We start from the raw sequence: 24295 nt of genomic DNA, 5'->3' as shown, positions 1-24295 counted from the left end.
TGTGCAGACGTTCGAGCATCGCGAAACGTGAGGTTTCTCCGCGGCAGTGGTGGTGCGCCCACACTTTCCGTACGGTGTGTGGGTTCTGCACGCCAGCTCGTGCGGACTTCTCCTGAATGCCCGCGGCTCGCCCTTTCGCCGCCGGTAATGTCGGCGACGTGTCGCAGGCATCCGTCTCGTTCTGGTATTCGCAGGTGCCCGCGCCGGAGCCGCGGCCGCCCTTGCGGCACAGCATGCGGGCGGATGTCTGCATCATCGGCGCCGGCTTCACCGGCCTGTGGACGGCGTACTACCTGAAGAAGGCGCAGCCGTCGCTGAGGGTGGTGGTGCTGGAGCAGCGGTTCGCCGGCTACGGCGCGTCGGGTCGCAACGGCGGATGGCTGACCAACTCCGTCACCGGAGGTCGCGAGCAATACACGAAGACGCACGGTCGCGTCGGCGCTCAGGCCATGCAGACCGCGATGACGGAGACGGTGCACGAGGTGATCCGGGCCGCGCAGGAGGAGGGCATCGACGCCGACTTCGTGCTCGGCGGAGAGCTGAATGTGGCGCGCAACCGGGCGCAGCTCGCCCGGCTGCACGAATGGGCCGAGGGTGAAGCCGAGTGGACGGATGTCGACGCGCAGCTGCTCGACGCGGGGCAGGCATCCGCTCGCGTCGCGGTGGCGGACGCGCTCGGCGGGCTGTGGCAGCCGCACTGTGCGCGCATCCAGCCGGCGAAACTCGTGCGCGGACTCGCCGACGCGGTCGTCGCGCTCGGCGTCGAGCTGTGCGAGGGCACCAGCGTGACGGCGATCGAGCCCCGCAGCGCCGGTCGGACGGCTCGTGCGGTCACTGCGCACGGATCCGTCGACGCCGACGTCGTCGTGCGCGCGACCGAGGGGTTCACCGCGCGCATGCCCGGTGCGCACCGGGCGTGGGTGCCGCTGAACTCGTCGCTCATCGTCACCGAGCGGTTGTCCGAGAAGCAGTGGGATGCCATCGGCTGGGCGAACCGCGACACTCTCGGCGATCTCGCCCACGTGTACATGTACGCGCAGCGCACGGCGGACGACCGGATCGCGTTCGGCGGCCGGGGCGTTCCCTACCATTACGGGTCCCGTTTCGATGCAGACGGTTCGACACCGAACGTGACGGTGCGCTCGCTGCGGGAGCTGCTGGTGCGGTTCTTCCCCGTGCTGGGCGATGTGCGCCTGGATCGTGCCTGGTCGGGCGTGCTCGGGGTGCCGCGGGACTGGTCGGCGACGGTCGGGCTGGATCGGTCATCCGGTCTGGCCTGGGCGGGCGGATACGTCGGCACCGGCGTCACCGCCACGAACCTCGCCGGCCGTACGCTCACCGACCTCGTGCTGGGACGCGACACCTCGCTCACCGCGCTGCCGTGGGTCGGGCACCGGGTGCGCAACTGGGAGCCCGAACCGCTGCGGTTCATCGCCGTGAACGGCCTCTACCGCGCCTACGGCCTGGCCGACCGGGCCGAGGACCGCGGAAGCACCCGCACCTCCGCGATCGCCCGCGTCGCCGACTGGGTCTCGGGGCACAAGTAGCACCAGGTGCCGATCTCCGTCGGACGGTCGGCCGGAAAACGAACGGTCCGCCGCATCCGCGCGGCTGATCCTTCCGCCGCATCGTGCGTTTTCCGGCCGACCGTGCGGTGCAGGGCGGTGGATGCCTGTGGCTGCGACGGTGGATGCCGCTGCGGCTGCGGATGCCGGCTGCGGATGCCGGCTGCGGGTGATGGCTGCGACGGCGGATGCCTGCACGATGCCGGGTGCCTGCGCGATGGCGGGTGCCTGCGTGACGGGGCGGGTGCCTGCGCGATGGCGGGTGCCTGCGCGACGGTGGACGCGTGCCTCGGCGGGTGTCGCGCTGCCTCTACGCTCGACGTATGGGATTCGACGCGGCATTCGGCCTGGTGACGGAGTGGGCGGATTCGGGCCGCATCCCGGGCGCGGTGCTCGGCGTGCTCGAACTGGGGACATCCGTGAAACTGCACATGGATCCCGAGACGGCGGGTGATTCCCGCAGTCTTGGGGCGGGCATGCAGTCTCGCGCGACCGACCGGGCGGAGACGACGGCCGACACCGGGCCGGGCGACGTGTCGGTACGCGCAGTCGGCCTCGCACAGCGCGACCCCGAGGAACGCGCGATGACGGCCGACACCTGGTTCGACCTCGCGTCGCTGACGAAGGTGATCTTCACGACGCCGCGCATTCTGGATGCCGCGGCTGCGGGCATCCTCGACCTCGATGCTCCGATCACGCAGGTGCTGAGCGAGCTGCGGCAGTTCGATCCGGATGCCTGGCAGCGCCGCATCACGCTGCGCGACTGCCTCACGCACGCCAGCGGATTGCCCGCCACGTTCCCCGTCTACACGTATGGCACCGACCCCGATCAGTTGCGGGCTTTCGTGATCCAGCGCGACTGGCCGCACGGCGATCCCGCATACTCCGACCTCAACTACATGCTGCTCGGCCTCGTGTTGGAGCGCCTGGCAGGCGTTCACATCCGCGACCTCGACCCCGGCGATGGCTTCGCATGGTCGGCCGAGCCGACGCAGGCGGCTGCCACCGAGTTCTGTCCGTGGCGCAGACGGATGCTCGTGGGCACGGTGCACGACGAGAACGCGGCGGCGCTGCAGGGGGCTGGGCACGCGGGGTTGTTCGGCACCGCGGCATCCGTTCTCGCCTTCGCCCGCGGGCTGCTGGACGGCACGGGCGCAGCGCCCGAGTCCATCGAGCTGATGCGCACCCCGGTCGGGCCACGCCGCACGTATGGCTGGGAGCATCCGTACGAAGGCTGGTCGGGCGGGGAGGCCTGCAGCCCGGCCACCATCGGCCACACCGGCTTCACCGGCACGGGGCTCTGGATCGACTTCGACGCCAACCGTGCCTGGACGCTGCTCACGAACCGAGTGCATCCGACCCGCTGGTCGGACAGCGGCGTCATCGAACTGCGCCGCTTGGTCGCCGACGCCCTGTACGTCTGAGCCAGCGTCCGCCGTTCACGCTGCCGCGCGCTCGAAGCGCCCAGTTCGCGCTTTCCCACTCGAGCCTCGCCCTCGCCTCAACAGGACAATCGGCCAACAGGCCAATCCGTGCATGTTCTCGGCGGGAGAGCGCGTTCTGTCCTGTTGACGCATGCGGCGACAGGCGCCACCGCGCAAGGCGCCACCGCATATGGGGCGGCCATGTGCGCGCCACCGTATACGGGCGGCCATGTACGGGCCGCCGCTCCCGTGGGCGGGGCGCCCTACAGCGCCTCGAGCACCATGGCGGCGCCCTGGCCGCCGCCCCCGCACAGCCCGGCCGCGCCCACGCTGCCTGCCCCGGCCGCCTGCAGGCGCCTGGCGAGGTGTCCGACGATGCGCGCGCCGGATGCCCCGAGCGGATGCCCGAGCGCGATCGCCCCGCCGTCCGTGTTCACGATCGCCGGGTCGAGGCCGAGCTCGCGGGTGGAGTGCAACGAGACGGCGGCGAACGCCTCGTTGATCTCGACGGCGGCCAGCGCGGATGCCTCCACACCCGCCTTGCGCAACGCTGCGGCGATCGCGTTCGACGGCTGGGAGTGCAGCGACGTGTCGGGACCGGCGACGAACGCCGATGACACGATCCGCGCCAGCGGCTTCACCGAAAGCTCGACGTCGTCGCCCACGATGATCAGCGCCGCCGCTCCGTCGGTGATCTGCGACGAGTTGCCCGCCGTGATGGTGCCGTCCGCCGCGAACGCCGGACGCAGGGCCGAAAGGCTCGCCGCCGTCGTGTCGGCGCGCAGGCCGTCGTCGGCCGAGTACGTCGTCGCGCCCTTCCGGGACGGCACGTCGTACGGCTCGATCTCGCCGCCCACGAACTCGGCCGCTGCGGCCAGCCGCTGGTGCGAGGTCGCAGCGTAGGCATCCTGTTCCTCGCGCGTGATGCCGAGCTTGCTGTTGTACTCCTCCGTCGAGGCCCCCATCGAGACGTGTTGGAAGGCATCCGTCAGACCGTCGTGCTCGAGCGTGTCGACGAACTCGATCGCCCCGTACTTCTGCCCCATGCGCGACCCCGACCATGCGTGCGGAGCCAGCGACATCGACTCCTGGCCGACGACCGCGACGATGTCGGCTTCGCCGTTCTCGATGAGTCTCGTGGCGGCGGCGATCGCGAGCGTGCCGGAGAGGCAGACGGCGTTCAGTGTGATCGCCGGCACCGTCATAGGGATGCCCGCCTTCATCGCCGACTGACGCGCCGGGTTCTGGCCGGCGGCGGCCTGCACCACCTGCGCGCCCTGCACGATGTCGATCTGCCCGGGTGCGACGCCCGCCCGCGCCATCGCCGCTTTCAGCGCGTGGGCGCCGAGGTCGACTGCCGTGACGGATGCGAACCCGCCGTTGAACCGAAGGAAGGGAGTGCGCGCGTACGACGCGATGAGCGCCGCGCGACCTGATGCGTTCGTCATTGAATGTCCTCGTGGGAGACGGATGTGCGAAGCCGCGGCGGCTCGTGACACGGCACGCGGCTTCGATTCGAGAATAGTCGGATGGTCCGTTGCCGCGGGTCGAGCTTGTCGACAGCGCCCTACGCGGTGCGCGCCTTCAGCAGCTCTGCCCGCTCCGGATGCTGGTCGAACCACTGCGCCACGTACCAGCACATCGGCACCACGTGGTGATCCGTGTTGTGCTCGACGTCGTTCACCGCGAACTCGACGATCTTGCCGGCCAGTCCGCGTCCGCGCAGGTTCGGATTCGTGAACGTACGCGTCATCGACAGCGCGTGGCCGAGCACCGTGTAGTCGACGACGCTGGCGATCTGGCCATCGACGCGGAGTACGTAGCGGTGGGCATCCGGTTCGTGGGCGTATTCCTCGGCCATGCGCTCAGGCTATGTCGCCGGCCGCGACCCGTGGGCGACGCCTCGGTGTGCGCCGGGCGTAACGTGAGGAACGATCGAAGGAGCCGCCGATGACCGACCTGCCCGCCACCCACGAGGAGTTGCTCGCCCGCATCCCGATCCCGTCCGGGGCGCGGCTCGAGGCATCCGCGATCACGTACGGTCACGACGGCACGGAGCTGGAGGGATACGTCGCCCATGACGCCGCGGCCGACGCACCGCGGCCGGGCATCGTCGTCGTGCCGGACTGGCTCGGTGTGGGACCGAACGCCGAGATGCGCGCGCAGATGCTCGCCCGGCTGGGCTACGTGCCGTTCGTCGCCGACATCTACGGAGCGGATGTGCACCCCTCCCACGAGGAGGCATCCGCCCTCGCGGGCCGCTACTACCGGGACCTTCCGCTGCTCCGGGCGCGGGTGCAGGCCGCGTTCGAGACGCTCGCCGAACTGCCGCAGGTGGATGAGTCGCGCATCGCCGTGATCGGGTACTGCTTCGGCGGATCCGCCGCGCTGGAGTTCGCACGAACCGGGGCCGACATCCGTGGCGTCGTCTCCTTCCACGGCCGCCTCATCGCGCACGATCCGAGCGATGCGGATGCGATCCGCGCCAAGCTGCTCGTGCTCACCGGCGGTATCGACCCCGTCGTACCCGACGAGGCGGTGCACGCGTTCCAGGACGAGCTGCGCGCCGTGCCGCACCTCGACTGGCAGGTCGTCACCTACAGCGGTGCACCGCACGCGTTCACCGTGCCCGGCGAGAACTTCCGTCCTGTGGCGGATGCCCGCAGTTGGCAGGCGCAGCTCGACTTCTTCGACGAGATCTTCGCGTGAGCAGGGCCACCGAAGCCGGCCAGGTGTCCGAATCCAGCCAGGCCTCAGCGGGCATGCCGGCCGAATCGCGTGCCGCCTTCTCCGCGCGGGGTTCCGTCGAGGGCGGTGCTGCAAATTGCGTATTTTGCGCAATCACCGAAGGCGAGACATCCGCCCGTGAGGTGTACCGTGACGCCGATTTCGTGGCCTTCCTCGACGCGCATCCCGTGTTCCCCGGGCACGTGTTGATGGTGCCGAGACAGCACGTGCAGACCTACGACGAACTGCCGGAGGAGCTCGCCGCGCCGTGGCTGCGCACGTCGCAGGCACTCGAGCGCGCAGTGGAGAGCGCGATGGATGCCGACGGCTCTCTCCTGATCGTCAACAACGTGGTCTCGCAGTCGGTTCCGCACCTGCACCTGCACGTCATCCCGCGCTCGAAGGGCGACGGCCTGCGCTTCTGGCTGGGACCCCGGCACGCCTACCCCTCGCCATCCGAGGCGGATGCCGTGGCCGCACGCATCCGAGCGGCCCTCACCCCGCGCGCTGGCTGAGCAGCACCCCGCGGGCGCGTGCACCGCCGGCCGAGCAGCGTGCGGCGGGATCGCGTGTACCGCCGGCCGAGCAGCGCGCGGCGGGATCGCGTGCACCGCTGGTTGAGCAGCGTGCGGCGGGATCGCGTGCACCGCCGGCCGAGCAGCGTGCGGCGGGATCGCGTGCACCGCCGGTTGAGCAGCGCGCCGCAGGCGCGCGTGTCGAAACCCGCATCCTCGATGCGATTACGAGTGACGGCGACGCGCCTGATATAGTCGTCAGGTTGATCAGGCGGCGAAAGCTCCGGTCTGCGCCCCAGGCGCCATTAGCTCAACGGATAGAGCATCTGACTACGGATCAGAAGGTTGGGGGTTCGAATCCCTCATGGCGCACACTGTGTTGAGACAGTAGAGAACGGCTCGCGAAAGCGGGCCGTTTTCGTACTTTCGCTTGTGCATCAGTTCGGCTCGTACCCCTTACCGGTGCGCCCCGTACTGGGCCCTGGCCATTCCTCGCCTTGTCGTGTGGGCTGGTTTTGTGAGCATCGATCTCGGAATCTTGCTGCTCGCCGCAACGGCGATCCTGCTCGGGTTCGGCGTCGCTTGTCTTGTCACGTATGTGGGATTCGAACGGCGACTGCATCGGACCGGCGCCGGAGCGACCCAGGGCGCTCGTCTGCGTGCTGATCCGAGTCGGCGCACCTCCGCTTCCCGTCGTTGACGGGGTTCCGGCGCGCCGCGCCGATTCCACGCCGGGCCGCGACACACCTACCGACCGATGTGCGCGAGTACGGTGCGCTCGACCCCTCCACAGTCGTGCGAACTCGCACACCGTGATCAGACGACCCGCGCCCGAACCCTCTCTTGCGCGCTGGTGGACGCCGTGCAGCGACGGTCGCCGGGGCATCCCGCCGGGCAGACCGTGTTGCACGTCGAGCGACGCACCGCGCACGGGTCGATGACGTCGTTCGACGTTCACGGCTCGACCACTTGACGTGTTATCGAACACATCAGTACAGTGACCGCACGGAGCAGTTCGCTGACAAACATGCCTTCTTGGCAATGATATCGGCAACAATTCTGACGGACCCGATGGTCCAGGCAAGGGCGCCGACCTCTCTGCGGGGGCATCCGAAGCCGAATGCCCCACGTCACTACCTCAGAGGATCCATCAGAATGCTGAAGCCCGGTCGCATCCTGCTCGTCGGTGCACTGACAGTCGCCATGGCCGGGGGGATCGCGACGGCGAGCCATCCGCAGGCCGCGCATGCGGCCGCCCTGCCCCATATCTTGCCGACGCCGCAGCAGGAGACCGCGGGAGGCGTGCCGTTCTCGCTGACCGGAACGGTCCAGGTGGTCGTGGGTACGAAGACCGACCCGGATGCGCAAGCCCTGCTCGCGAAGACCATCGCGGCGGTCGGCGGAACGGTGAAGTTCGTCACGACTCCGCCCGATGGCGATGCTGTCTACCTGGGAACGGCCTCAGACAACCCGACCATGGCCGGCGCACTCAGCAGCATCGGCCTCGACGGTTCGGCCGGGATCAAGCCGGAGGGATACGCGCTCGGCAGCGGCACGGTGAGCGGCCACAAGGCGCTGGTGCTCGACGGCATCGACGCGGCCGGCACATACTACGCGGTGCAGACCCTCACGCAGATCGTGAAAGACGGCACGGTGCCGGCAGTGACGGTGCGCGACTGGCCGCTGATGTCCCTTCGCGGAGAGATCGAGGGCTTCTACGGCATCCCGTGGTCGCACCAGGCGCGCATGGACATGATGTCCTTCGACGGCAAGCACAAGATGAACACCTACATCTACACGCCCAAGGATGACCCGTACCTGCGCGGGCAGTGGCGCGAGCTCTACCCAGGCGCACAGCTCGACCAGCTGAAGCAACTGGTCGGCGCAGCGAACGACAACCACGTCAATTTCACCTACGCGCTGTCGCCGGGAAACGACATCTGCTACTCGTCCGCCGCGGATCTTCAAGCGACAGAGGCGAAGTTCGACGAGCTGCGCTCGATCGGAGTGAGCTCGTTCTACATCGCCCTCGACGACATCGACACCTCGGCGCACTGCTCAGCGGACTCGACCCAGTTCACCACCAACGGGTCGTATGACGTCGCGAAGGCGCAGACGTACTACTTGAACAAGGTGGTCGCCGACTACATCACGCCGAACAAACTGCAGCCCCTTCAGACCGTGCCGACCGACTACAACGGCTCGGGCGGGAACGCCTACAAGACGACCTTCGGGCAGAGCCTCGACCCCTCCGTTCGGGTGCAGTGGACGGGCGAGGGCGTGTTCAGTGATCAGATCACGCTTGCTTCCGTGACCGCCGCTGCGAAGAACTACTACACGAACCACCTCTACATCTGGGACAACTTCCCGGTCAACGACGGCCAGCGCGGCCGCCTCTTCCTCAACCCTCTGACAGGGCGGGACCCGCAGCTCTACACCAAGATCGACGGAATCACCTCGAACCCGATGATCGAGCCTTATGCATCGATGATCGCGCTGGCCGGCTACGGCGACTACACCTGGAACTCACCCGACTATGACGCCTCCGTCACACAGGCGGCGATCATCTCAGAACTCGCCGGTGGCGACTCGGCCGTGCGCGACGCGCTCGACGCCTTCGTCGACCTGAACCAGAGCTGGACTCCCTACCGATCCAGCTCGCAGTTCGCGCCCGAGCTCTCGGCCGACATCGACGCATTCTGGACGGCATATCAGTCGGGGGATGCCGCAGGCATGAAGTCGCTTCAAGACCGGTTGGCCGTGATCGCAGCCGCACCCGACACGCTGAAGGCCATGGCCCAGCCGGGCTTCTACGGTGATGCTCAGCCGTGGATCGACGCGGCCGCGCACTGGGCGACCGCGATGCAGGATGAGATCACCTCGCTGACATCCATCAAGGCCGGACAAGGAGAGGCCGCCACCAAGGCGATCCTCGCCGCACTCTCGGAGGTGAACGCGGCGAAGCAGCCGACGGTGTCCGACCTGGGCAACAACGATCAGGTGGTGCCGAACTCGATCGTGCCCAGCGTGGGCGATGGAGTGTTCCAGACGTTCAGCGACAAGGCGATCGCCGCCTACAACACGTGGCTCGGCGCGACTCCCGTCGGCGGACTTGCTCCGTACGCCGGCACGGCCAGCACGAGCATGGGAACCTGGGCAGGCAACTCGCCGTCGAACATGACCGACGGCAACCTCTCGACGTTCTACTGGTCGAACCAGGCTCCGGCTGTGGGCGACTACGTGCAGGTGGATCTGGGTGCGGTCAAGAGTGTCGGCTCGGTGAACATCCACCAGGCCGACTCCGACACCACCGCCGGCGACATGCTCTATCACGCCGATCTGCAGTACTCGACCGACGGGAAGAGCTGGTCCACCGCCGCCCACTTCGACAACCAGCCACTCGTGTCGTACTCGTTCGATGCGCCGGTGCAGGCGCGCTATGTAAGGCTCGTCGCCACTGCAGCCAACCCGGGCGGCAAGTGGGTGAAGGTTCGTGAGTTCCAGGTGGCGCCGACGTACGGCGTGGTGGCAAGCGCCTCAGCGAACCTCGGTCAGTACCAGAACTATGCTCCGTCGAACATGACCGACGGCAATCTCTCGACGTTCTACTGGTCGAATCAGACCCCGGCCGTCGGGGACTTCGTGCAGGCCGATCTCGGTGCGGTCAAGAGTGTCGGCTCGGTGGCCGTGCATCAGTCGGACTCCGATTCCACGGCGGGCGACATGCTCTACCACGTCGACCTCCAGTACTCGACGAACGGCACGGACTGGACGACCGCCGCGCACTTCGACAACGCCCCGTTGGTGACCTACTCGTTCCCTTCGCCAGTGCAGGCCCGTTATGTGAGGCTGGTCGCCACGGCGGTGAACCCTGGTGGCAAATGGGTGAAGATCCGTGAGATCCAGGTGTCGCCCGGGTCGGTTCTGGTGAGCAGCGACGTGCCCGCCGCCGCCGGCTCCAGTGTGCTGAACGCGTTCGACGCGTCGATCCAGTCCGCCTTCACCGCGGCGGCGGCGCCGGTCGACGGTGCCACCCTCACCCGTGCGTTCACCGCTCCCACTCACCTGGGTTCGGTCACGCTCGTCGGCACCGCAGCCGGCGAGTTGCAGTATGAGGATGCCGCCGGCTGGCACGAGCTCGGGGCACTGGATCCCGGCAAGGTCTTCCAGGAAGCCGCGGTCGACAAAGACGGCGTGCTGGCCGTTCGCATCACGTTCTCGGCCGCGGGCGGTGTCGTTCCGAACATCTACGAACTGGTCACTCGCGCCGGCGGCCCGATCGCCAAGGATCCGTTGGTCGGGCAAGCGAACGGCGGGGATCCGAGCACCGGGCCGGGCAACGGTGCGGGAACACCGGGGCAGGGAGCAGGAACCTCCGGTACGAACGCCGACCCCGCGGCATCCCGCCACGGTCTGGCCGACACCGGTTCCGACTCGGTGCCCGCCGTGCTGCTCGCGCTCCTGCTTCTGGCGGCCGGTGGCGTGGTCGTCGTCGCACGGCTGCGGATGACGCGTTCGGTCGCTTCGGCCGGTTCCGCGCGATCGCGTGGTCGTTCGTCGTCTGGGTCCCGCTGAGCCGCCGGTTGCTGCGCAAGCGGCCCGGTTGATGCGGAACCGGGCTGGAATCACAGGGCCTTGACACCGAACCCCTTCTCACATCCAGTTAACGTCCATTAACGTGGAGGTATGGCTGAGTATCGTCCACCTCTCTCTGATCTCCGGTTCGCTCTGGAACACGTCGTCGGGTATCCGGAGATCTCCGCTCTGCCCGGCTTCGAGCATGCCGATCTCGACACGGTCGTCGAGCTGCTCGAAAGCTACGGCGAATTCGTCACGAAGGTCGTCGCGCCCACGAACCGCATCGGCGACACCGAAGGGGTGACGTACCACCCCGACGGCTCCGTCACGATGCCGCAGGCGTTCAAGGACGCCTACCGCACGTACGTCGAGACCGGCTGGGGCAGTGTTCCGATGCCGCAGGAGTTCGGCGGCGAGGGCTTTCCGCGCACGGTGGGCCTGGCGATGCAGGAGATGATCACCTCGGCGAACATGTCGTTCGCGTTGGGGCCCTTGCTCACGCAGGGCGCGATCGAGGCGCTCACGGCCGTGGGCAGTGAAGAACTGAAGCGGCGGTTCCTGCCGAAGATGGTCACCGGCGAGTGGGCCGGAACCATGAATCTGACCGAGCCGCAGGCCGGGTCGGATGTCGGGGCCGTGAAGACCCGCGCGGTTCGTCGTGAAGACGGCACCTATTCGATCACCGGGCAGAAGATCTTCATCAGCTTCGGCGAGCACGATCTCACGGACCAGATCGTGCACCTCGTGCTGGCGCGCACACCGGATGCGCCAGAGGGCACGCGAGGCATCTCCTGTTTCGTCGTGCCGAAGTTGCTCGTGAACGACGACGGGTCGCTCGGCGAGCGCAACGGAGTTCGCGCGCTGTCGGTCGAGCACAAGATGGGCATCCACGGGTCGCCCACGTGCGTTATGTCGTACGAGGGCGCCACCGGATACCTGCTCGGCGAGGAGAACCGCGGCATGGCCATCATGTTCATCATGATGAACACGGCGCGCACCTCGGTCGGGCTCGAGGGGGTCGCGCTGGCGGAGCGGGCGTACCAAGACGCACTCGCCTATGCGAAGCAGCGCATCCAGGGCCGTGCACCCGGATCGGACGAGCCGTCGCCGATCATCGACTTTCCCGATGTGCGCCGCATGCTGCTCACTCAGCAGGCATCGATCGCCGCGCTGCGCCGGCTCATCCTGCTGCACGGTGTGCAGGTCGATCTTGCCACGCATCACCCCGACGCCGCGGTGCGCGAACGCGCGAGCGAGATCGTCGCGCTGCTCACCCCGGTCTGCAAGTCGTTCGGCTCCGATCAGGGCATCGAGCTCACCTCGCTGGCGCTGCAGGTGCACGGCGGTTCCGGCTACATCGAGGAGACCGGCGTCGCGCAGCATTACCGCGATGTTCGCATCGCCGCGATCTACGAGGGGACGAACGGCATTCAGGCCGCCGACCTGGTCGGTCGCAAGATCGGTGAGCGGGGCGGGGCGTCCGCGCTGGAGTTCATCGAGCAGCTGCAGGCACTCGACGGTGACCTGGCCGCTGCCGGCAACGATTTCGCCGCGATCCGCAGCCGGCTGGATGCCCACCTGAACACGTTGAAGCGCACGACCGAGTGGATGCTGCGTGCGGGCGTGACCGACCCCCTGGCCGTGCTCGCGGGGTCGAGCCCCTACCTGCGCATGTGGGGGCTGTGCGTCTGCGGGTGGCTGCTGGCGAAGTCTGCGCTGGCCGCGGCATCCGTCGGCGACGACTTCGCTGCCGAGCAGCTCGTGCTCGCCCGCTTCTACACGCAGCAGATCCTGCCGCAGGTCTCCGCACTGGAGAGCGCGGCGACCGCGGGCGCTGAAGACCTGTACGCCCTCGAGCAGGTTCCGGCCCGTTGACCGGCTGCACCGGACCTGGTCGCGCTCGAACAATCTGCGCTCGAACAAGCCGTGCTCCAACGGGCCGCACCCGAATACGCTGATCGCGCAGACACGAGCGCAGACGAAGGGAGTCGCTGGTGAAGATCGTGGTTCTTCTCAAGGAGGTCCCGGACACCTACGGGGACCGCAAGCTCGACCTCGAGACCGGTATCGTCGACCGGGCAGCAGGCGAGACCGTGCTTGACGAGATCGGGGAGCGCTCGCTGGAGGTCGCGCTTTCGTATGCGGACGGGCATCCGGACACCGAGATCGTGCTGCTGTCGATGGGGCCGGAATCGGCGCAGTCGAGCATCCGTCGCGGGCTGGCGATGGGGGCGTCCTCCGCCGTTCAGGTCGTCGACGAGTCGTTGCTGGGCGCGGATCTCGGTCTCACCTCGGAGGTGCTCTCCGCTGCGCTGCGGCGAACCGGTTTCGACCTCGTGATCGCCGGCAACGAGTCCACGGACGGCTCGGGCGGCGTCATTCCGGCGATGATCGCCGAGCGCGTCGGCGTTCCGCAGTTGACGGCACTGGCATCCGTCGACATCGTGGAGGCGTCGGTGTCTGGGCGCCGCGTTCTGGACGATGGTGTCGCGACGGTGTCGGCATCCCTCCCCGCGGTGATCTCCATCACCGAGTCGCTTCCGGATGCCCGCATGGCCAACATCAAAGGCATCATGGCGGCCAAGAAGAAGCCGTACGAAACGCTCTCGCTGCAAGACCTCGGTGTCGTCGCCGAGCGGGAGGATGCGCCGCGCTCGATCATGATCGCGGTGAGCGAGAGGCCCCCGCGCGGGGCGGGCGTGAAGATTTTCGATGAGGGCGATGCGGGCGAGCAGCTGGCCGAGTTCCTCGTGCAGAACCGGTTGGCGTAGGGAGATGGCGATGGCCGATTTCGGAAGCAACCCCATCCTGACCCTCCTCGAGGTTCGTGCAGACGGGCGGCTCGCCAAGAGCGCCGCGGGACTGCTCGGCGCCGCATCGCTGATCGGCACGCCGGTCGCGCTGGTGATGACGAACGCGGAAAGTGCCGCCGAACAGGCGGCATCGCTCGGCGCGCGGTACGTGCTGCTGGCCGAGGCCGGCGCCGAGCTCACGGTTTCGGCGACCGATGCGCTCGCCGCGGCTTTCGAGCTCGTGCGCCCCGACGCGGTCGTGGTCTCCAACTCGGTGGACGGGCGGGATGTCGCAGGCCGGTTCGCCGCTCGCTCCGGGCTGCCGATCGCAGTCGACGCCGTCGGCCTCTCGCGTGACGAGGAGGGTGTGGTCGTGCACCACTCGGTCTTCGGCGGCGCCTTCAACGTGGACTCCGCAGCCACGTTCGGCCCCGCCGTGGTCACCCTGCGTGAAGGATCGGTGGATGCCCGCGCCGACGCCGCTCCCGTGCAGCCTCAGCAACTGACCGTGACGCCCTCCGGTGTGCGGGCTGCAACGATCGAGTCGTTCGAGACCGAGGTGGCTGTCTCTACGCGCCCAGAACTGCGCGGCGCGGCGAAGGTCGTCTCCGGCGGCCGGGGGCTCGGGTCGGCGGAGAAGTTCGAACTCGTGGAGCAGCTGGCCGACGTGCTCGGGGCGGCTGTCGGAGCATCCAGAGCAGCAGTCGACGCCGGATATGTGCCGCACTCGTACCAGGTGGGGCAGACCGGCGTCTCCGTGAGCCCGCAGCTGTACGTGGCGCTCGGCATCTCCGGTGCGATTCAGCACAAGGCGGGAATGCAGACCGCCAAGACCATCGTCGCCATCAACAAGGATGCCGACGCCCCGATCTTCGAGATCGCCGACTTCGGCGTCGTGGGCGACCTGTTCACGGTCGTTCCGCAGCTGATCTCGGCGCTCGAGGCGCGGAAGGCGTAGCCTGTGGCGGCTCAGCGGCGAGGCCTGCCTCGAACCCGTGGGGGTGAGGCGTGGCCGCCGGCCGGTTCTCACCCGCGGGTTGCGCCTGGGCCCCCAGCCGCCGGTTCCGGCGCGTCGCGAAGCGACGTGACGGCCGTGCGGCTAGGGATCGAAGCCGCGGCCGACGCGTCGTCGCCGGCTGACGCGCTCGTCCGTGACCTGGTCGGCCGGAAAACGCACGATCGGCCGCACGAGGAAGCGATTCCGCATACGGCGGATCGCGCGTTTTCCGGCGAATCGTTCGACACCGATTCGGGCCGCTCGGCGACTGCGGCAGCTGGCACGACTGGCCCGGGTGCAGCGACAACGGCTCAGGCTGCAGAGGCGGATGCCTCGGGTGCGGCGGCGACTGCCCCGGGTGCGGTGGTGGATGCTCCGGGTGCGGTGGCGACTGCCCCAGGCGCAGCGACGACGGCTCAGGGTGCGGTGGTGGATGCTCCGGGTGCGACGGCTCCGGCTGCGGTGGCGGCGGCGACTGCCCCGGGTGCTGTGGTGGATGCTCCTGGTGCGGCGGCGGATGCCCCGAGTGCAGCAGCGACGGCTCCGGCGCCCGACGGCCCGGGTGCGACAGTCGCCGACGCGGCAGCGGTTCGCACCGGTCTTCCTCGGCGCTCGGGGCTGCCGCGCGAGGGCGCGGCGGTGCCGAATCCGACGGCAGTGGCCACGACGCCGTCCAAGTCTGACGCAGTCCCGGAGCCCGCAGCGCCGGAGCACACCGCATCCGCGTCGCCTACCACATCCGCGCACCCCCAGCCCCGCCGATCGTCGCTGCCCCGCACCGGACTGCCGAAGGCGTCGAGCCCCGCCGTGTCCAGCGCGCCGACAAGGGCCGAACCGGAAATGCCTGACTCGGCACCGCAGACCTCGATGGCGCCAGCGGAGCGACCGGATTCCGCGGCCACGCGACCGGCACCCGCAGCCACGCGACCGGCGCTCGCAGCCGCGCGACCGGCGCTCGCGGCCACGCGGCCGGCACCCGTCGGCGTACCTCGCAACTCGGGCCCGGCGCGCGCGGCATCCACTGCACGCACCGCTCCCGCCGGCCCCCGGAGGCTCGGCCCCTTCACGCCGGCGCAGTGGGTCGGTGTCGCGGTCATCCTCGCCCTCGCGATCGTCGGCCTGGTGACGATCGTCGTGCTCGCCGTGCGCTGGTTCCTCGGCCTCGACTTCATGCGGGATTTCGTGCACACGTTCCCTGGGCAGTACGCGCTCCCCGACAGCGCGCCCGTCGGCTTCCCGGCGTGGGTGGGCTGGCAGCACTTCTTCAACGTCTTCCTGATCCTGCTGATCATTCGAACCGGCCTGACCGTGCGCCGCGACAAGCGCCCGGGCGCCTTCTGGACGTCGAAACGCAACCGCAAGCACAAGATCAGCCTCACGCTGTGGCTGCATCAGGGGCTCGACGTGCTGTGGCTGGTCAACGGCGCGATCTTCGTGGTGCTGCTGTTCAGCACGGGACAGTGGATGCGGCTGGTTCCCACTGATTGGTCCGTCTTCCCGAACGCGGTCACCGCGGCCCTGAAGTACGCGTCGCTCGACTGGCCGACCGACGACGGTTGGGTCAACTTCAACTCGCTGCAGCAGTTGGCGTACTTCGTGGTCGTTTTCATCGCCGCGCCGCTTGCTGCGATCACCGGCGTGCGCATGTCCGGTGTCTGGCCGAAGAGCGCGAAACGGCTCAACTCGGCCTACCCGGTCGAGTGGGCCCGCGCCGTGCACTTTCCGGTGATGATCTTCTTCGTCGCGTTCATCATCGTGCACGTGACGCTCGTGTTCGCCACCGGTGCACTGCGCAACCTCAACCACATGTACGGCGGACAGGATGCCGTCAACTGGGTCGGCTTCTGGATCTTCGTGCTGTCGCTCGTGGTGATGGCCGCCGGCTGGGTTGCGGCCCGACCCCTCATCGTCGCGCCGATCGCCCGGATCTTCGGCAAGGTCACCGCGCGCTGAATCCCCGCGCGGAACATCCGCTCGCCCCTGCACGGCGCCACCGCGCCCGTACCCGCCGTGCCACCGCGCCCGTGCCCGTACAGTGCCCGCGCCTGACGTGGCGCGACCGCGCCCCTGATTGCGCCAGCTTGCGGCTATCGCGCCACCTAAGCTGGCGCAATTTCGACTATCTGGCGCAGTCGCGGTCTCGGTGAACGACGACCAGCGGGCGCGACCGCGGTCGCGGCGATCAGTTGATCAGGCGGCGCGTCGCGGTCGCGGTGATCGGCCGGGCGGGTGGCGCGACCGCGGTCTCGGCGATCAGGCGGGCACGTTGCCGAGCAGCACTGCGACGGCGGCGTGCTCGAGGATGCCGCGCACGTCGACGCTCTTGTCGCTCATCGAGTTGTGCGCCGTCGAGTTGAGGATGCCGAACACGGCGTGCATCTGCACCCGGGCATCCGCCCGCGTCACCTCGGGGCGGAGGCGCAGCAGCACGTCGGCCCATCCGTCCAGATAGCGGTTCTGCAGCCGTCGCACCGTGCGGTTCTGCTCGTCGGGGAGACTCGGCAGCTCGCGGTCCTGAATGCGGATGATGTCGCGCTCGGCCATGGCGAAGTCGAGGTGGAAGTGCACCAGGTTGCGCAGCGTCTCGTCGTCGGAAGCCTGCTGCTCCAGGGTCTTCTCCAGGCCGACGAGAAGGCGCTCGCTCGTGCTCACCAGGATCTCGCCGAGCATCGCCTCCTTGCCGGGGAAGTGCCGGTAGAGGGCGGGACCGCTCAGGCCGACGGCGGAGCCGAGCTCGTCGATGGAGACCGCGTGGAAGCCGCGGCGGGCGAAGAGCCGCACGGCGGCATCCAGATACTTCTGGCGCGTGCGGGCCTTCTCGGTCGCTCGCCAGGTCTCTGCCACGTCTTACAGGATATCCGCCTGGACAACTCGGTGAACGATCGATAACCTGAAATCAGTTATTCACCGTTCACTGAATCGCATTGCCGCATTCCTCTGGGTCACAAAACAGCCGAGGGCGGCCGGAGACGCTGCCATGGATGTGCTGACCAGTGCCGCTCGGCGCTCGAGTCCCGAATTCGCTGCCAACGACAAGGCGCAGCGGGAGCAGGTGCGTCAGTTGCGCGATCGGCTGGGCCGGGTCGCCCGGGGCGGCTCCGCCGCGTCACGAGAACGCCACCTGGCGCGCGGCAAGCTGCTGCCGAGGGACCGCATCGACCGCCTGCTCGACCGAGGCAGCCCCTTCCTCGAGATCGCTCCGCTCGCCGCGGAAGACATGTACGACGGCGACGCGCCCGGCGCCGGCCTCATCGCCGGAATCGGGCGCATCCACGGCCGGCTCGTGATGGTGGCGGCGAACGACGCGACGGTCAAGGGCGGCACGTACTACCCGATGACGGTGAAGAAGCACCTGCGCGCGCAGGAGATAGCGCTGGAGAACGAGCTCCCCTGCGTCTACCTGGTCGACTCGGGCGGGGCGTTCCTGCCCCGGCAAGACGAGGTCTTCCCCGACCGGGAGCACTTCGGGCGCATCTTCTACAACCAGGCACGGATGTCCGCCCGCGGCATCGCGCAGATCTCCGCCGTACTCGGCTCCAGCACCGCCGGCGGCGCGTACGTGCCTGCGATGAGCGACGAGACCGTGATCGTGAAGAACCAGGGCACGATCTTCCTCGGCGGACCGCCGCTCGTGAAGGCGGCGACCGGCGAGGTCGTCAGCGCGGAAGACTTGGGCGGCGGGCTCACGCACGCACGGCTCTCCGGCGTGGTGGATCACCTCGCCGACGACGACGCGCACGCCCTGCGCATCGTGCGCGACATCATCGATCAGCTGCCGCCACAGCGGGAACGCGCGTGGAGGGTGGAGCCGAGCGAAGATCCGGCGGTCGATCCGGACGAGCTGTTCGGCGTCGTTCCGGTCAGCCTGCAGGAGCCGTACGACGTGCGCGAGGTGATCGCGCGCATCGTCGACGGCAGCAGATTCCACGAGTTCAAGCGCGAGTACGGGCGCACCCTGGTGACGGGATTCGCACGCATTCACGGGCATCCGGTGGGCATCGTCGCGAACAATGGCGTGCTGTTCGGCGAGTCTGCGCTCAAAGGTGCGCACTTCATCGAGCTCTGCGATCAGCGGCGCATCCCGCTGCTGTTCCTGCAGAACATCACCGGTTTCATGGTGGGCCGTGAGTACGAGGCGACCGGCATCGCCAAGCACGGCGCGAAGATGGTCACGGCCGTCGCGTGCGCCCGGGTCCCGAAGCTCACGGTGATCATCGGCGGATCGTTCGGTGCCGGCAACTACTCGATGAGCGGCCGTGCCTACTCGCCGCGATTCCTCTGGATGTGGCCGGCGAGCCGCATCTCCGTGATGGGCGGCCCGCAGGCGGCCTCGGTGCTCTCCACCATCCGGCGCGATCAGCTGGAGGCCAAGGGCGAGACGCTCTCCGCGGAGGCGGAGGCGGCTCTGAAGGACCCGGTCGTCGAGCAGTACGAGAAGCAGGGCAGTCCCTATTACTCCACGGCGCGGCTCTGGGACGACGGCGTGATCGATCCCGCCGACACGCGCACCGTCTTGGGACTGGCGCTCGAGGTCTGCTCGCGTGCCCCGATGGACGACGTCTCCTACGGCGTCTTCAGGATGTGACGGCCATGTTCGACACCGTGCTCATCGCCAACCGCGGCGAGATCGCCTGCCGGGTCATTCGCACGCTGCGTTCGCTGGGCATCCGCTCGGTCGCGGTCTACAGCGACGCCGACGCGGATGCCCGCCACGTGCACCTCGCCGACGTCGCCGTTCGCCTCGGCCCGGCCCGCGCCGCCGAAAGCTACCTCTCGATCGAGCGGATCATCGACGCTGCGCGGTCCCAAGGTGCTGACGCCATCCACCCCGGCTACGGATTCCTCTCCGAGAGCGCTGACTTCGCCCAAGCGTGCGAGGCCGCGGGCATCGTCTTCATCGGCCCGGGTGTGGCGGCGCTGGAGGTGATGGGCGACAAGATCCGCGCCAAGAAGGCCGTCGCGGTACGTGGCGTTCCGACCGTGCCCGGCATCGCGGAACCGGGACTCGACGACGACGCACTCGCCCGTGCGGCGCTCGACATCGGTTTTCCCGTGCTCATCAAACCTTCGGCGGGCGGCGGCGGCAAGGGCATGCACCTCGTTGAGCGCGAGCATGACCTGCTGCCGTCGTTGCAGACGGCCAGGCGCGAGGCCTCATCGTCGTTCGGCGACGACACCCTGTTCATCGAGCGGTTCGTACAGACGCCGCGGCACATCGAGGTGCAGGTGCTCGCGGATGCGCACGGCACGACCGTGCACCTCGGCGAGCGGGAGTGCTCGCTGCAGCGCCGGCATCAGAAGGTGATCGAGGAGGCGCCGTCGGCACTCCTCGACGCCGCGACGCGGGATCGCATCGGTCGGGCGGCGGTGGAGACCGCCCGCAGCGTGGGCTATCGCGGTGCGGGCACCGTCGAGTTCATCGTCTCGGCGAGTGCACCCGACGAGTTCTTCTTCATGGAGATGAACACCCGGCTGCAGGTCGAGCATCCGGTCACCGAGCTGGTCGGCGTCATCCGCGGGCATCGCGGAATCGACCTCGTCGAGCAGCAGCTCCGTATCGCGTCGGGCGAGCGGCTCGACTTCGCGCAGGAGGATGTCACGCTCACCGGGCACGCCGTGGAGGCGCGCATCTACGCGGAAGACCCGCAGCGCGGATTCCTGCCGACCGGTGGGCGCATCGTGCAGCTGAACGAGCCGATCGGTGACGGCATCCGCGTCGACAGCGCACTGATCGAGGGCCTCACGGTGACCTCGGACTACGACCCGATGCTGGCGAAGCTCATCGCCTGGGCGCCCGACCGTGCGACCGCGTTGCAGCGGCTGGATGCCGCGCTCGGCCGGTTCGTGACGCTCGGCGTCGACTCCAACGTGGAGTTTCTGCGGCTGCTGGTGAACGACCCCGACGTTCGCGCTGGACGGCTCGACACCGAGCTGATCGAGCGGCGGCTCGACGGGCTGCGGTTCCGCGCCGCCGACGACGATGTGCTGATGGCGGCGGCCCTGGTGCTGCACGCGTGCGCGTACGGCAGTGCGGCGGTGGTTTCGACAAGCTCAACCCGCGGGAGGCCACCGCTGGGCAGTGTGGCGGGGGTTTCGACGGGCTCAACCCGCGGGAGGCTACCGCTGGTTGAGCTTGTCGAAACCAGTACCCCGTGGGACATCCCCTCCGGATGGCGGTTGGGCGACCACGCGCCCTCGCGCTACGCGCTGGCATCGCACGGTCAGCAGCACACGAGCGACGTACTGATCACCGGCGCCCCCGACGCGGCGCGTGTCGCGGTGGGAGCGGGCGGGCCGATCGAGGCATCCGTCGAACTGGACGGCGCTGTCGCGCGGATCCGAGCCAGTGGCGCCACGCGCTCGTATCGTTTCGCCGTGGACGGCGATCGCGTGCTCCTGTTCCAAGACGGCGCATCGTGGACGCTCGTGCAGCGCGAGGCGGTGTCCGACGCGGCCGACGACGAGGCCGCGAACCCGGAGCTGCGCTCACCGATGCCCGGAACGGTCACGGTGATCTCCGCGGGCGATGGCACGGCGGTCGCCGAGGGAGACCCTGTGTTGATCGTCGAGGCGATGAAGATGGAGCACGTGCTGCGGGCGCCGCACGCCGGCAGCGTCTCGCTGCGTGTCGAGGTGGGCGACCAGGTGACCGGCGACCAGATCGTGGCGGTGGTGACGGTGACTGACGACGCAGCCGCGTCGCAGGTCGATGATGCAGAGGTCGATGTTGCAGAGCACGGTGTTGCAGAGCGCGGTGGGGGGAACTCATGATCCAGGAACGACGCATCCAGCAGCGAGGGCTGTACTTCGAGGAGTTCGAGGAGAGCGCCGTCTACGTGCACGCACCCGGCCGCACGGTGACCGAGGCGGACAACGTGCTGTTCACCACCCTCACCATGAACATGCAGTCGTTGCATCTGGATGCCGCCTGGTCGGCATCGACCGAGTTCGGCGAGCGGTTGATCAACAGCATGTTCACGCTCTCGACCCTCGTCGGCATGTCGGTGGCCCAGCTCACGCAGGGCACGATCGTGGCCAACCTTGGGTTCGACGACATTCGCTTCCCGAGCCCGATGCGCGCGGGCGACACGTTGTATGCCGAGACGCGCATACGTTCCAAGCGGCTCTCGAAGAGCCGCCCGGGTCAGGGCATCGTCGAGTTCGAGCACACCGGCCGCAACCAGCGCGGCGACGTCGTCGCGGTGGCCGTGCGGTCGACCCTTATGCTGTGCCGGCCCACGGTCGACGACGAGGGCGGCCGATGAACGGTTTGGGAGCGAGTCGATGAACGCCGAGCGCGGCCTGCCCGGCCCGGCGCTGCTGTTCTGCCCGGCCGACCGGCCCGACAGGTACGCGAAGGCGGCGGCCGCGGCCGACACGGTCATCCTCGACCTCGAAGATGCGGTGGCGCCCGAGGCGAAGGGCGCCGCCCGTGACGCACTGCTCACCGCCTCGTCGGCCGGCCTGCGTTCGGAGCGCACGGTCGTGCGCGTGAACGCGAGCGGCTCCGGCGAGCAAGAGGTGGACATCCGTGTCGTGCTCGACACTCCGTTCCGCACGCTGATGCTGCCGAAGGCGGAGAGCGTCGAGCAGGTCGAGAGGCTCCGGTCGGTGATTCCCGACGTGAAGATCGTGGCGCTCTGCGAAAGCCCGCTCGGCATCGTGCGGGCCGAGGAGCTCGCGGCATGCGACGCCGTGGTCGCGCTGACCTGGGGCGCCGAAGACCTGGCGGCCGCGATCGGCGGCACATCCAGTAGGCGAGCTGATGGCGGATACCGCGACGTGGCGCGTCACGCGCGAGCCCGCGTTCTGGTCGCGGCGGCCGCGTTCGGCAAGCCGGCGTACGACACGGTGCACCTCGACATCGCCGATGAAGAGGGTCTGGCCGAGGAGGCAGCGGATGCCGCGGCCTTCGGATTCGCCGGCGCGCTCTGCATCCACCCGCGCCAGGTCGCTGTTCTGCGCCGTGCGTTCGCGCCGACCGCCGACGCGCTCGAGTGGGCTCACGAGGTGATGCACGCCGCACGTGTATCGGGCAACGGCGTGTTCACGGTGCGCGGACGCATGGTCGACGAGCCGCTGATGCGGCAGGCGCGGAGCATCCTGAACGCCGCTGCGAAGCCGCACGAAACATAAGAGCCGAGCGCCGTGCGCGGCGCAGCAGAGAGCCGAGCGCCGAACGCGGCGCATCAGAGAGCCGAGCGCCGAACGCGGCGAAGCAGAGAGCGAGAGAGAACATGCCGGAGCCGTTGATGGCGGAACTGCCCGAGGAATACCGAGAGCTGGCCGCCCATGTGCGCGAGTTCGCGCGTGAGGTGGTCGAGCCGGTGTCGGCGAAGCACGACGCGGAACACAGCTTTCCCTACGAGGTCGTTGCGCAGATGGCCGAGCTCGGACTCTTCGGCATGCCGTTCCCGGAGGAGTACGGCGGTATGGGCAGCGACTACTTCGCCCTCTGCCTGGCCATCGAGGAGCTCGCCGTCTACGACCAGAGCGTGGCGATCACGCTCGAGGCGGGCGTCTCGTTGGGCGCGATGCCGATCTACCGGTTCGGCACAGAGGAGCAGAAACGCACCTGGCTGCCACCGCTGGCGGCGGGAACGGCGCTCGGTGGCTTCGGACTCACCGAGCCGGGCGGCGGCAGCGATGCCGGCGCGACGCGCACGACGGCGCGAGAAGACGGCGAGGAGTGGGTCGTCAACGGCAGCAAGCAGTTCATCACGAACTCCGGAACCGACATCACCTCGCTCGTCACGGTCACGGCGGTCACGGGCGACAGGGGCGGCAAGAAGGAGATCTCGACGATCATCGTGCCGTCGGGAACCTCCGGGTTCACGGTGGATCCGCCGTACAACAAGGTCGGATGGAACGCGTCAGACACCCACGGGTTGGCATTCGACGATGTGCGAGTGCCGCGCGAGAACCTGCTCGGCGAACGGGGACGCGGCTACGCGAACTTTCTGCGCATCCTCGACGAGGGCCGCATCGCCGTTGCCGCGCTGGCGGTAGGGGCGGCACAGGGCTGCGTCGATGAGGCGGTGCGCTACGCGAAGGAACGCGAGGCGTTCGGTCAGGCCATCGGCGGATACCAGTCGATCGCGTTCACGATCGCGCGCATGCAGGCACGCGCCCACGTGGCACGCCAGGCGTACTACCACGCGGCCGCGCTGATGCTGGCCGGCAAACCGTTCAAGACCGAATCATCCATCGCGAAGCTCGTCGCCGGTGAAGCCGCCATGGACAACGCCCGCGACGCCACCCAGGTGTTCGGCGGCAACGGTTTCATGAACGAGTTCCGCGTCGCGCGGCACTACCGTGACTCGAAGATCCTCGAGGTGGGTGAGGGCACCACGGAGGTGCAGCTCATGCTCATCGCCCGTTCGCTGGGGCTGTAGCGCACAGCATGCGCGGGACGATCGTCTGTGGAATCGGCGGTCGGTCCGACGACCCATCCCGGAGGCGGCGATCAGCGTTCCATCGCGGCATGGATGCGCCGGTCGAGGTCATCGAGTTCGGCCAACAATTCAGATGCCACCCACACCCGCCCTCGCTTTCGCCCCGTGATCTCCTGGAGGAATCCTGCCGCGGCGAGGCGGCCGATCGCCTTGTAGGTCTGCTGATCGGATGATCCCGAGCGCTGCTCGATCTCGTCCGCGGCCATAAGGGGTGGTCATAGAAGGCGGGTATCAGGGCTGCG

General features: G+C 68.6%; 18 protein-coding genes and 1 tRNA gene. 15 read left to right on the top strand and 4 right to left on the bottom strand.

Annotated features, from left to right (window positions below; all coding sequences use genetic code 11):
• Positions 1–158 precede the first annotated feature (158 nt).
• Both ACYVDK_RS17665 and ACYVDK_RS17660 read left to right on the top strand, forming a co-directional pair.
• A complete protein-coding gene (locus ACYVDK_RS17665) occupies positions 159–1547 on the top strand; it encodes an NAD(P)/FAD-dependent oxidoreductase (protein WP_460524201.1) in 1389 nt (462 codons plus the stop codon).
• A 341-nt stretch (positions 1548–1888) separates the two neighbouring features.
• Positions 1889–2989, top strand: coding sequence for a serine hydrolase domain-containing protein (locus ACYVDK_RS17660; protein WP_460524200.1), 1101 nt, complete (start codon positions 1889–1891; stop codon positions 2987–2989).
• 263 nt (positions 2990–3252) lie between these two features.
• Here ACYVDK_RS17660 and ACYVDK_RS17655 read toward each other — a convergent pair whose 3' ends face one another.
• Together ACYVDK_RS17655 and ACYVDK_RS17650 are read right to left on the bottom strand one after the other, a co-directional pair.
• Positions 3253–4437, bottom strand: a complete 1185-nt coding sequence (locus tag ACYVDK_RS17655) for an acetyl-CoA C-acetyltransferase (RefSeq protein ID WP_460524198.1) — start codon at positions 4435–4437, stop codon at positions 3253–3255.
• A 119-nt stretch (positions 4438–4556) separates the two neighbouring features.
• Positions 4557–4850, bottom strand: coding sequence for a GNAT family N-acetyltransferase (locus ACYVDK_RS17650; protein ID WP_460524196.1), 294 nt, complete (start codon positions 4848–4850; stop codon positions 4557–4559).
• 89 nt (positions 4851–4939) lie between these two features.
• On the opposite strand from ACYVDK_RS17650, the gene ACYVDK_RS17645 reads away from it, so the two are divergent.
• The 8 genes from ACYVDK_RS17645 to ACYVDK_RS17610 all read left to right on the top strand — a co-directional run bounded on the left by ACYVDK_RS17645 (position 4940) and on the right by ACYVDK_RS17610 (position 16551).
• A complete protein-coding gene (locus ACYVDK_RS17645) occupies positions 4940–5698 on the top strand; it encodes a dienelactone hydrolase family protein (protein WP_460524194.1) in 759 nt (252 codons plus the stop codon).
• Positions 5695–6231: an HIT family protein gene (locus ACYVDK_RS17640; protein WP_460524192.1), complete on the top strand. Its 537-nt coding sequence runs from the start codon at positions 5695–5697 to the stop codon at positions 6229–6231. The genes ACYVDK_RS17645 and ACYVDK_RS17640 overlap by 4 nt, the downstream gene beginning before the upstream one ends.
• A gap of 299 nt (positions 6232–6530) precedes the next feature.
• Positions 6531–6603 (top strand) — tRNA-Arg (locus tag ACYVDK_RS17635).
• 783 nt (positions 6604–7386) lie between these two features.
• Complete coding sequence (locus ACYVDK_RS17630; protein ID WP_460524190.1) at positions 7387–10806, top strand: beta-N-acetylglucosaminidase domain-containing protein; 3420 nt, start codon at positions 7387–7389, stop codon at positions 10804–10806.
• A 111-nt stretch (positions 10807–10917) separates the two neighbouring features.
• Entirely contained in the window at positions 10918–12684 is a 1767-nt protein-coding gene (locus ACYVDK_RS17625; protein ID WP_460524188.1) for an acyl-CoA dehydrogenase, read from the top strand.
• A 119-nt stretch (positions 12685–12803) separates the two neighbouring features.
• Complete coding sequence (locus ACYVDK_RS17620; protein WP_460524186.1) at positions 12804–13580, top strand: electron transfer flavoprotein subunit beta/FixA family protein; 777 nt, start codon at positions 12804–12806, stop codon at positions 13578–13580.
• Between the two features lie 10 nt (positions 13581–13590).
• Positions 13591–14559 carry an electron transfer flavoprotein subunit alpha/FixB family protein gene (locus ACYVDK_RS17615; protein ID WP_460524184.1) on the top strand — a complete coding sequence of 323 codons (969 nt, stop codon included), beginning with the start codon at positions 13591–13593 and terminating at the stop codon, positions 14557–14559.
• A gap of 126 nt (positions 14560–14685) precedes the next feature.
• Positions 14686–16551 carry a cytochrome b/b6 domain-containing protein gene (locus tag ACYVDK_RS17610; RefSeq protein WP_460524182.1) on the top strand — a complete coding sequence of 622 codons (1866 nt, stop codon included), beginning with the start codon at positions 14686–14688 and terminating at the stop codon, positions 16549–16551.
• Between the two features lie 300 nt (positions 16552–16851).
• On the opposite strand, the gene ACYVDK_RS17605 is transcribed toward ACYVDK_RS17610, so the two are convergent.
• Positions 16852–17442 (bottom strand): TetR/AcrR family transcriptional regulator, encoded by a 591-nt coding sequence (locus tag ACYVDK_RS17605; protein ID WP_460524180.1) that lies wholly within the window; start codon positions 17440–17442, stop codon positions 16852–16854.
• A gap of 133 nt (positions 17443–17575) precedes the next feature.
• On the opposite strand from ACYVDK_RS17605, the gene ACYVDK_RS17600 reads away from it, so the two are divergent.
• The 5 genes from ACYVDK_RS17600 (at position 17576) to ACYVDK_RS17580 (ending at position 23993) form a co-directional block, all read left to right on the top strand.
• The gene (locus ACYVDK_RS17600) at positions 17576–19183 is read left to right on the top strand and encodes a carboxyl transferase domain-containing protein (RefSeq protein ID WP_460524178.1); all 1608 of its coding nucleotides are present in this window, start codon (positions 17576–17578) and stop codon (positions 19181–19183) included.
• Between the two features lie 5 nt (positions 19184–19188).
• Positions 19189–21369 carry an acetyl/propionyl/methylcrotonyl-CoA carboxylase subunit alpha gene (locus ACYVDK_RS17595; RefSeq protein ID WP_460524176.1) on the top strand — a complete coding sequence of 727 codons (2181 nt, stop codon included), beginning with the start codon at positions 19189–19191 and terminating at the stop codon, positions 21367–21369.
• Positions 21366–21863, top strand: a complete 498-nt coding sequence (locus tag ACYVDK_RS17590) for a MaoC family dehydratase (protein WP_460524174.1) — start codon at positions 21366–21368, stop codon at positions 21861–21863. Before ACYVDK_RS17595 ends, ACYVDK_RS17590 begins: the two co-directional genes overlap by 4 nt.
• Before the next feature lie 19 nt (positions 21864–21882).
• Positions 21883–22734: an HpcH/HpaI aldolase/citrate lyase family protein gene (locus ACYVDK_RS17585; protein ID WP_460524172.1), complete on the top strand. Its 852-nt coding sequence runs from the start codon at positions 21883–21885 to the stop codon at positions 22732–22734.
• Positions 22735–22835: 101 nt separating this feature from the next.
• Complete coding sequence (locus ACYVDK_RS17580; protein ID WP_460524170.1) at positions 22836–23993, top strand: acyl-CoA dehydrogenase family protein; 1158 nt, start codon at positions 22836–22838, stop codon at positions 23991–23993.
• Between the two features lie 71 nt (positions 23994–24064).
• On the opposite strand, the gene ACYVDK_RS17575 is transcribed toward ACYVDK_RS17580, so the two are convergent.
• On the bottom strand, positions 24065–24259 hold the full coding sequence (locus ACYVDK_RS17575; RefSeq protein WP_460524168.1) for a hypothetical protein: 195 nt from the start codon (positions 24257–24259) through the stop codon (positions 24065–24067).
• Positions 24260–24295: the final 36 nt, after the last annotated feature.

The organism is Humibacter antri, from assembly GCF_054777235.1.
Note: the sequence above shows the minus strand (reverse complement) of the source record. Positions and strands in the feature narration are given on the sequence as shown.

What these genes read in the sequence shown, in the direction of transcription:
- ACYVDK_RS17645 (WP_460524194.1), top strand. Translation starts at nt 4,940, where the DNA reads ATGACCGACCTGCCCGCCACCCACGAGGAGTTGCTCGCCCGCATCCCG.
- ACYVDK_RS17625 (WP_460524188.1), top strand. Translation starts at nt 10,918, where the DNA reads ATGGCTGAGTATCGTCCACCTCTCTCTGATCTCCGGTTCGCTCTGGAA.
- ACYVDK_RS17575 (WP_460524168.1), bottom strand. Translation starts at nt 24,259, where the DNA reads ATGGCCGCGGACGAGATCGAGCAGCGCTCGGGATCATCCGATCAGCAG.
- ACYVDK_RS17600 (WP_460524178.1), top strand. Translation starts at nt 17,576, where the DNA reads ATGGATGTGCTGACCAGTGCCGCTCGGCGCTCGAGTCCCGAATTCGCT.
- ACYVDK_RS17660 (WP_460524200.1), top strand. Translation starts at nt 1,889, where the DNA reads ATGGGATTCGACGCGGCATTCGGCCTGGTGACGGAGTGGGCGGATTCG.
- ACYVDK_RS17650 (WP_460524196.1), bottom strand. Translation starts at nt 4,850, where the DNA reads ATGGCCGAGGAATACGCCCACGAACCGGATGCCCACCGCTACGTACTC.
- ACYVDK_RS17590 (WP_460524174.1), top strand. Translation starts at nt 21,366, where the DNA reads ATGATCCAGGAACGACGCATCCAGCAGCGAGGGCTGTACTTCGAGGAG.
- ACYVDK_RS17580 (WP_460524170.1), top strand. Translation starts at nt 22,836, where the DNA reads ATGCCGGAGCCGTTGATGGCGGAACTGCCCGAGGAATACCGAGAGCTG.
- ACYVDK_RS17615 (WP_460524184.1), top strand. Translation starts at nt 13,591, where the DNA reads ATGGCCGATTTCGGAAGCAACCCCATCCTGACCCTCCTCGAGGTTCGT.
- ACYVDK_RS17655 (WP_460524198.1), bottom strand. Translation starts at nt 4,437, where the DNA reads ATGACGAACGCATCAGGTCGCGCGGCGCTCATCGCGTCGTACGCGCGC.
- ACYVDK_RS17630 (WP_460524190.1), top strand. Translation starts at nt 7,387, where the DNA reads ATGCTGAAGCCCGGTCGCATCCTGCTCGTCGGTGCACTGACAGTCGCC.
- ACYVDK_RS17595 (WP_460524176.1), top strand. Translation starts at nt 19,189, where the DNA reads ATGTTCGACACCGTGCTCATCGCCAACCGCGGCGAGATCGCCTGCCGG.
- ACYVDK_RS17585 (WP_460524172.1), top strand. Translation starts at nt 21,883, where the DNA reads ATGAACGCCGAGCGCGGCCTGCCCGGCCCGGCGCTGCTGTTCTGCCCG.